This is a genomic window from Clostridium sp. DFI.1.208 (assembly GCF_024463855.1).
Taxonomy (GTDB): Bacteria; Bacillota_I; Bacilli_A; order Erysipelotrichales; family Erysipelotrichaceae; genus Clostridium_AQ.
Map to the genome: position 1 here is coordinate 111889 of NZ_JANGCA010000010.1, position 7539 is coordinate 119427.

The following is a 7539-nucleotide window of genomic DNA, read 5'->3' on the forward strand; positions in this document are numbered from 1 at the left end:
GATATGCGTGTATGAAGCTATGCATTCATACGATGAGGGCGATCGTCTTTTGAAGCCTTCTGTCCTTTGTTTTATCGTTTGGGATACAAAAAAGGGCATCCCCTTGTATGCATACAGTAGGGACACCCATTGATTTATGTACAGCGCAGCTTAGTGCTTGTAGATATTATAGAACGCTGATTTACCATTGAAGACTGCCACATCTCCCAGCTCTTCTTCGATACGAAGCAGCTGATTATATTTTGCGATACGATCCGTTCTGGACATGGATCCGGTCTTGATCTGTCCTGCATTGAAGGCAACTGCAATATCCGCAATCGTTGCATCCTCTGTTTCACCGCTTCGATGAGATACCACAGCAGTATAGCCGTGCTTCTTTGCAAGCTCCATCGCATCAAAGGTTTCTGTCAGGGTACCAATCTGATTCACCTTGATCAGAATGGAATTTGCGATATCCTTATCAATTCCCTCCTGCAGAATTGCCGGATTGGTAACGAACAGATCATCACCAACAATCTGAATTTTCTTCCCAAGATGCTCTGTCAGCTTCTTCCAGCCATCCCAGTCACGTTCACCAAGTCCGTCTTCGATGGAGATGATTGGATATTTCTCTACCAGCTCATCATACCATGCGATCATTTCATCCGTTGTTTTTGAGCCCTGTCCGGATTTTTTCAAATCATACATCTTTGTTTCTGCATTATAGAACTCACTAGCCGCAACGTCCATAGCAATGCAGATATCCTCACCGGCACGGAAGCCGGCTGCCTCGATTGCTTCCATTATGCATTTTAACGGTGCTTCATTATCCTCCAGATTTGGTGCGAATCCACCCTCATCACCTACAGCGGTAACCTGTCCCTTACTCTTTAGAACCTTCTTTAGAGCATGGAAGGTTTCAGCGCCCATACGAATTGCTTCGCGGATGCTTTTTGCACCTACCGGCATAATCATAAACTCCTGGAAATCCACAGAAGAATCCGCATGACTTCCACCATTTAGTACATTCATCATCGGTACCGGCAGTGTCTTCGCATTGATACCGCCTAAATAGCGATACAGTGGCAACCCATAGTAATCCGCAGCAGCATGTGCAACCGCAAGAGAGATACCAAGAATGGCATTTGCTCCATATTTGGATTTATCCTTTGTCCCGTCAGCATCAATCAATGCCTTGTCAATTCCGGCCTGATCTGTAACATCCATTCCCAGAACCACATCAATCAGAATATTGTTAACGTTCTCCACTGCCTGCAGAACACCCTTACCTCCATAACGGGAAGGATCGCCGTCACGCAGCTCAAGCGCTTCTCTTTCTCCGGTGGATGCCCCGCTTGGCACCATAGCACGTCCTACAAATCCGGAAGCTGTTTCCACTTCCACCTCAATCGTAGGATTTCCTCGAGAATCCAGAATTTCTCTGGCATGAACATTTGTAATCAATGACATAACCTATGTCCTCCTTTATCTACACTTTTATACATGCTCAGTATAGCACAAACCACCTGTTGTCCAAAGGAGTTTGCCCAAACTAACACATTTTCACACAATCTATTCCACAAGCAATTCTCTGAGATCATCGATGGTACGCGTTGGGTGAATGTTCAGCCTTTCCACATCCTCACGCTGGTGTACACCACTGGTCACGAAAATCGTATCCACATGGTTCTCAACCCCCAGAAGTATATCCGTTTCCAGATTATCTCCCAGAATCACAGCCTCCTCAGCACGCAGCTGAAAATATTTCAATGCTTCCTCCAGAATCGGAGCATGCGGCTTTCCGATTTTTGGAGAGGTCTGCCCGCTCGCATATTCAAACATTGCCACAATGGAGCCATTGCCTACCGCAAATCCACCCGGCTGTGCAAGCAGGCGGTCATTGTTCGTACCAATCAGCTTTGCACCGTGCAGAAGGAAATCCAATGCCTTGGAATACTTCTCATAGGTCCCGGTATTATCCAGACCGACAAAGACCAGATCAACATCCTGCTCCGTAACGGTAAATCCGTTATCCTCCAAGGCCTCTTTCAGTCCATCCTGTCCGATATACCAGACGTTTTTTCCTTCATAATGCTCTGCCGCATATCTTGCCGCCGCCATACTGGAGGTAAAGAAATGTTCTTCCCGGATGCCGGTAAAGCCCATCTTTTCCATATGCTCCACATTCTGCCGTTTCGTTCTCTTGGCATTGTTTGTCAGAAAAACAAAGCGTTCACCCCGTTTTAACAGCGTATCGATAAACTCCTTAGCGCCTTCTATGATCTGAGATCCGCGATACATCGTTCCATCCAGATCAATTAAATATGTTTTTTTCATACTGCCACCTGCTTTCTACTCCTTAATGATATAGAAAGCACTGGTTTTGTCAAGTGGCACTCATCTGCTTTTCCCTCTTGTTTTCTTCTTTCTCGGATTGACTAGGAGCAGGCCGACGATAATCAGAATAGCTGGCCAGTAATTCCCCACAAGGTAATTGAAATACATTGCCATTTGATCCGGATCAAAATTTGGCTTGAGAAGAAGCACAACACCACTGATTCCAATGATAAATCCTGCCCGTTCCCGCATTTTTATCACTTCCTGTCTCTATTATAGGAAGATACTGCGACGAATTTTGTCAGTTTCACACCATGCCTGCATATTTTTTTAAACAGCTGCATATGCACGCAGCGATCAGTTCTTACCACATAATTAAAGAAATAAGTTTCCATACACATACCGCTCTATCGGGTGATGGACAAGCTTTACTGCCGAGCTTCTTGCATGTGCTTGAAATCATCAGACATAAAAAGAAAAGACGCAGAATCTCTGCATCTCAAATAATTTATACGGATCAATGCGATTCAGGCATTACAGCTCTACTTTTTCAAGCTCACCATAACCGATTTCGGTCGGCGTCTCACGACCAAACAAAATGGTCAGTACAACCGCAGTCTGGGAATCCTCGTGCAGCTCCTCAACAGTTCCTTCCACATTTGCGAAAGCACCGCTCAGAATACGCACACGGTCTCCTACAGCAAAATCTATCTGTACCTTACGCTCACTCATACCAAGACGGCGCAGAATGCTCTCCATTTCCTCTTCGGCAACCGGGAACGGCTTTGCACCACCACCACTGGAACCGATAAATCCGGTAACACCCGGTGTATTACGTACGATATACCATGCTTCATCTGTCATAATCATTTCAACAAACAGATATCCGCTGAACAGATTGGTCGTCTTTTCCACTTCCTTACCGTTCTTGTATTCAATTTCTTTTTCTTCTGCGACAATTACACGGAACAGATAATCCTGAAGTCCCATGGATTCCACACGACGCAGTAAATTTTCTTTTACACGATTTTCATGTCCGGCATATGTATTGACCACATACCACTGCTTTTTATTTTCCTCAGCCATGCCTTACCTCCTACACGATTCCAATCAGTTTCAAGAAACCGGATGATACAACCTGACACAGGTAAAAGAATAAGGCCAGGAATGCTACAAATCCAAATACTGTTACACTGTCTCTGGCAAGATCCTTTGCCTTTGGCCAGCGTATTCTCTTCATTTCGGTTAAAATTCCGTTAATACTGAACCATTTCATAAGCTGCCTCCTTATTTCGTTTCCTTGTGAAGTGTGTGTTTACCGCATTTCTTGCAGTATTTCATCAATTCAATACGCTCATTATGCGTTTTTTTGTTCTTTGTAGTTGTATAGTTTCGAGAAAGACATTCGGTGCAGGTTAATATGACTTTATCGCTCATCTAAAACACCTCTTTCTTTGCCTATTTACTTTATCATAAAGAAGTGGTTTCGTCAATTTAATTTCCAATTCCAAGCAGGAATGCTGCGAATTCTACAGCAATTCCTCCCCTTCCTTGTCTTTTCTAACCTTCTGCAGCGTATTATCTACTTTCTTCACCTTGATCTGAAGCGTGTCCGCAATCTGTCGGTAGGTGTATCCAAGCGCACGCAAATCGACGATCCTTCTTTCCAAATCACTGAGAGCCTCCTTGCGTGTATTCACACGATGCTGGAATTCATAGGAAACCGCAAAGCTTTCGTTTGGCTTTTCCATGATATCAAGCAAACAATAGCCTCCTGCGTCCTCCCGTATGCAGCTATCCAGAGAAAGCACACGTCGTTCATGAGCTGACTGCCGATAACAGTCGATCAACAGATTGTGAAATACACTGCAAAAGTAATGATAGAAGCTGGCCTCCTGATCCTCACGGTAGTCATCAACCGTCTGCACAAGCTTGAGTCTTGCCAGCTGCAGGTAATCATCCTCAGATAACCCGCTTTTGCAGGCTCCGATATATTTTTTAATCAGCTTGTCAGCTATTTCCTCATACTTATGCATGAGGGCTGCAAGTGCCATTTCGTCTTTTTGTCGTATTAAGTAAAGTAGTTCATAATCATTTTCGTAAACTTCTTCCATCTGTTTTCTCTCCCCGAAAGGGAAGCAGAAAATTACAGAGGATGGCGTTGTGCGTGAATCTGGTAAAGCAGGATACCTGCTGCTACGGATGCATTCAAAGAGCTGACGCTTCCCTCCATTGGCAAACGGACACAATAGTCACAATTCTTTTTCACAAGGGAGCTGATGCCGAAGCCTTCACTGCCGATCACAAGAACAAGGGGAACATCATACTGTCCTTCCCGATAATCGCGGGAGTTTTCAAAATCTGTTCCGACCACCCAGTAGCCCTGCTTCTTCAGGTATTTGATTGCCTGCGCAAGATTGGTAACAACACTAACCTTTACCGTATCAATCGCCCCGGTGCTCACCTTGGCTACCGTCGGCGTCAAACGGACATTGCGATGCTTTCCAATGATAACACCATCCGCCTGGATACAATCACAGGTACGTAGAATCGCCCCCAGATTATGTGGATCCTCCAAGCCGTCCAGCATCACCAGCAGCGGCTGTTTTCCCTGTGGAATACTTTCCAGCAGCTCTTCCAGCTCCCATGTCTTGTAATCATCGATACAGGCGGCAATACCCTGATGGTTCCCGTTCAGCAGCTGATCCATTTTCTTTCTGCCCAAAACCTTTACAGGGATTCGCCTTTTTTTGATTTCGCCTTCCAGTGCTGTATCACGGATTCCCTCCTGAATCAGTACCTCATGAATCGTCTTGCCATCCTGCAAAAGCTGTTTTACAACATTCTTTCCATATACATACTGCGTCATTGGTATTCTCCTATCTTCTGAATTTCTTCCCACAAGGCCTGCAGGCGCTCCTTTTGATGCGTCAGATACAGCCAACCAAACAATGCCTCCAGACCGGTTGACATACGGTAGGTTGTCACATCCGCATTCTTCGCCTTGCTTGCAGAATGGGTATTGCGTCCGCGCAGAACGATTGCATACTCCTCTTCACTGAAAAATGCACGCTCCTTGAGCTGTATCAGGAAATATGCCTGTGCCTTCGCACTCACCCAGGACTCACTTTTCTTCTGTAAAATCTTGGATTTCTGCCAGCCCTGTGCCAGGAGCTGTTCCCGAACAAGCAGCGACATGACAGCATCTCCCATATAGGCAAGTGATGTTCCGTTGTATTCCTTGATATCCATTACAGAATACCCTTCTCTATCAGCTTCGCACGGTATTGATCAGCAGTATCAAAATCCTTTTCTTTAACAGCAGCCTTCCACTGGCGGTGCAGCTGCTTATCCTCTTCGCTCATTGTCAGACGCGCAAGCTCAATACCCAGCACATCCATCATTTTCTCCAGAGTACGGACCAGCGCCTTCACCGCCTGCAAATCACTTTCTCTTTGGCGCAGCGCCTGATTCAGTACCTTTACGGTTTCAAACACAGCCGCAAATGCATTCGGCGTATTCAGATCATCCTGCATAGCTTCAAGAAACGGTGCCAGCTGTTTCTCATCATAGGTCTCATCCACCATGACATCGGCAAGCCCCAGCTTGACATATGCCTGCTTCATCGCAGTAGCTACACGGTTCAATTCCTTTTTCGCCGTCTCGATTGCTTCCTCATTGATATTCAACGGTGCACGATAGTGTGCAGACAGCATCACCCAGCGCAGTACATTTCCACCGATTTTCGCAATCATATCCTTTGCCCAGATCACATTCCCCAGACTTTTGGACATCTTCTCACCATCAATATTCACCATACCATTGTGAATCCAGTAATTGGCAATCGGAGAATCATAGGCTGCTCTGGATTGCGCGATTTCATTTTCATGATGTGGAAATTTTAAATCCATACCACCGCCGTGAATATCAATGGTATGCTCACCGCCAAACTCCTGGTTGATCATGACAACACATTCCGTATGCCATCCCGGACGTCCCACAGACCATGGAGAATCCCACTTGATACCCTCTTCTGTTTTTTTCCACAGCGTAAAATCCAGCGGATTTTCCTTCTTGCTGTTTTCATCAATCCGCGCTCCAACAAGCAAATCCTCGATCTGCTGATTTGACAGCTTTCCATAGCTTTCCACACTGTTTACTCTAAAATACACATCGCCTTCAATTTCATATGCATGTCCCTTATCCACCAGCAGCTTAATGAAAGCAATAATGGCGTCCATGGTTTCGGTAACCCTTGGAGCCGCATCCGGCATCGCAGCATGCAGGGATAAACGGTCATGGTTATATGCATTTATAAATTTCTCTGTAATTTCTGCTTCACTTACTCCACATTCCTTTGCGACCTTGATGATTTTATCATCAACATCGGTATAATTCGATACCATTTTAACGTTGTATCCGATTGCCTGAAACGTTCGTCTCAGCGTATCAAATACAACGATGGGCCGGGCATTCCCGATGTGGGGATAGTTATATACTGTCGGACCGCATACATACATATGCACCTCATTTGGGTGCAGCGGTTTAAATTCCTCTACCTTCTGATTCATACTGTTGAATATTTTCATATCATTTCCTCCTTATAAATAAAAAAAGCACTTATATTATAGAGACGCTGATACGCGCGGTTCCACTCTATTTGAAAAATGCTTTTCCACTTGGTACGTTAACGCCGAACTACGTATTCTTCTACATTATCGAAAAATCCCTCCAAGGGGCATTTCCCGCATGAATTGTTTCTGCTTCCACCATTCAGAAATCGCTGTCTTTCCATACATATGCCGGTACTTATCCTTGTCACAGGTTTATCTTGTTTTAGTATAACAGGGAACCTCGCGGATTTCAATACTACCGCTCGTTTCCCCCGCTTTTTTCCTTCTCCAACGCCTTTGATATATCCATGAATTGAGCCATTAGATCATCGCTCAGCCCGGATTTCTTCATCTCATCCACATAGACTGCATCCAGATCATCCAGCTCCTCCAGACCATTTGTTTCGCCTTCCTCACCGGTATTCAGCTTTGTACGCAATGCCATGTTCTTCACCTCACTCAAAACTGTGGTTATAGTTTACACCTGGTATATTTAAGTTACTCATATAATGAGTAATAAATTTAATATACCAGTTCTCCTTTCCACCTGAATTATTTGGTATCACTTCAGGTTGTGATAAAATGTGTAATTGTGAATGTGGATTTGTGT

General features: G+C 44.8%; 11 protein-coding genes and 1 other annotated feature. All 11 genes read right to left on the reverse strand.

Going from position 1 to position 7539, the window contains the following annotated elements; all coding sequences use genetic code 11:
• Positions 1-150: 150 nt before the first annotated feature.
• The 11 genes from eno to NE665_RS07525 all read right to left on the reverse strand — a co-directional run bounded on the left by eno (position 151) and on the right by NE665_RS07525 (position 7374).
• Complete coding sequence (eno, locus tag NE665_RS07475; RefSeq protein WP_117442239.1) at positions 151-1449, reverse strand: phosphopyruvate hydratase; 1299 nt, start codon at positions 1447-1449, stop codon at positions 151-153.
• 102 nt (positions 1450-1551) lie between these two features.
• Positions 1552-2316, reverse strand: coding sequence for an HAD-IIA family hydrolase (locus NE665_RS07480; RefSeq protein ID WP_117442238.1), 765 nt, complete (start codon positions 2314-2316; stop codon positions 1552-1554).
• Between the two features lie 60 nt (positions 2317-2376).
• Positions 2377-2568 (reverse strand): hypothetical protein, encoded by a 192-nt coding sequence (locus NE665_RS07485; RefSeq protein ID WP_117442237.1) that lies wholly within the window; start codon positions 2566-2568, stop codon positions 2377-2379.
• Positions 2569-2850: 282 nt separating this feature from the next.
• Positions 2851-3402 carry a transcription termination/antitermination protein NusG gene (nusG, locus tag NE665_RS07490; RefSeq protein ID WP_008816599.1) on the reverse strand — a complete coding sequence of 184 codons (552 nt, stop codon included), beginning with the start codon at positions 3400-3402 and terminating at the stop codon, positions 2851-2853.
• A 10-nt stretch (positions 3403-3412) separates the two neighbouring features.
• Positions 3413-3592 (reverse strand): preprotein translocase subunit SecE, encoded by a 180-nt coding sequence (secE, locus tag NE665_RS07495; RefSeq protein WP_002605976.1) that lies wholly within the window; start codon positions 3590-3592, stop codon positions 3413-3415.
• 11 nt (positions 3593-3603) lie between these two features.
• Positions 3604-3753, reverse strand: coding sequence for a 50S ribosomal protein L33 (gene rpmG, locus NE665_RS07500; protein ID WP_117442236.1), 150 nt, complete (start codon positions 3751-3753; stop codon positions 3604-3606).
• A 92-nt stretch (positions 3754-3845) separates the two neighbouring features.
• Positions 3846-4430 carry a sigma-70 family RNA polymerase sigma factor gene (locus NE665_RS07505; RefSeq protein WP_117442235.1) on the reverse strand — a complete coding sequence of 195 codons (585 nt, stop codon included), beginning with the start codon at positions 4428-4430 and terminating at the stop codon, positions 3846-3848.
• Between the two features lie 32 nt (positions 4431-4462).
• Positions 4463-5185 carry a 23S rRNA (guanosine(2251)-2'-O)-methyltransferase RlmB gene (rlmB, locus tag NE665_RS07510; protein ID WP_117442234.1) on the reverse strand — a complete coding sequence of 241 codons (723 nt, stop codon included), beginning with the start codon at positions 5183-5185 and terminating at the stop codon, positions 4463-4465.
• A complete protein-coding gene (locus tag NE665_RS07515) occupies positions 5182-5568 on the reverse strand; it encodes a ribonuclease III domain-containing protein (RefSeq protein WP_117442233.1) in 387 nt (128 codons plus the stop codon). Before NE665_RS07515 ends, rlmB begins: the two co-directional genes overlap by 4 nt.
• Positions 5568-6905, reverse strand: a complete 1338-nt coding sequence (gene cysS / locus NE665_RS07520; protein WP_117442232.1) for a cysteine--tRNA ligase — start codon at positions 6903-6905, stop codon at positions 5568-5570. Before cysS ends, NE665_RS07515 begins: the two co-directional genes overlap by 1 nt.
• A gap of 37 nt (positions 6906-6942) precedes the next feature.
• Positions 6943-7147, reverse strand: a binding site (T-box leader).
• 38 nt (positions 7148-7185) lie between these two features.
• On the reverse strand, positions 7186-7374 hold the full coding sequence (locus tag NE665_RS07525; protein WP_117442231.1) for a hypothetical protein: 189 nt from the start codon (positions 7372-7374) through the stop codon (positions 7186-7188).
• Between the last annotated feature and the right edge of the window lie 165 nt (positions 7375-7539).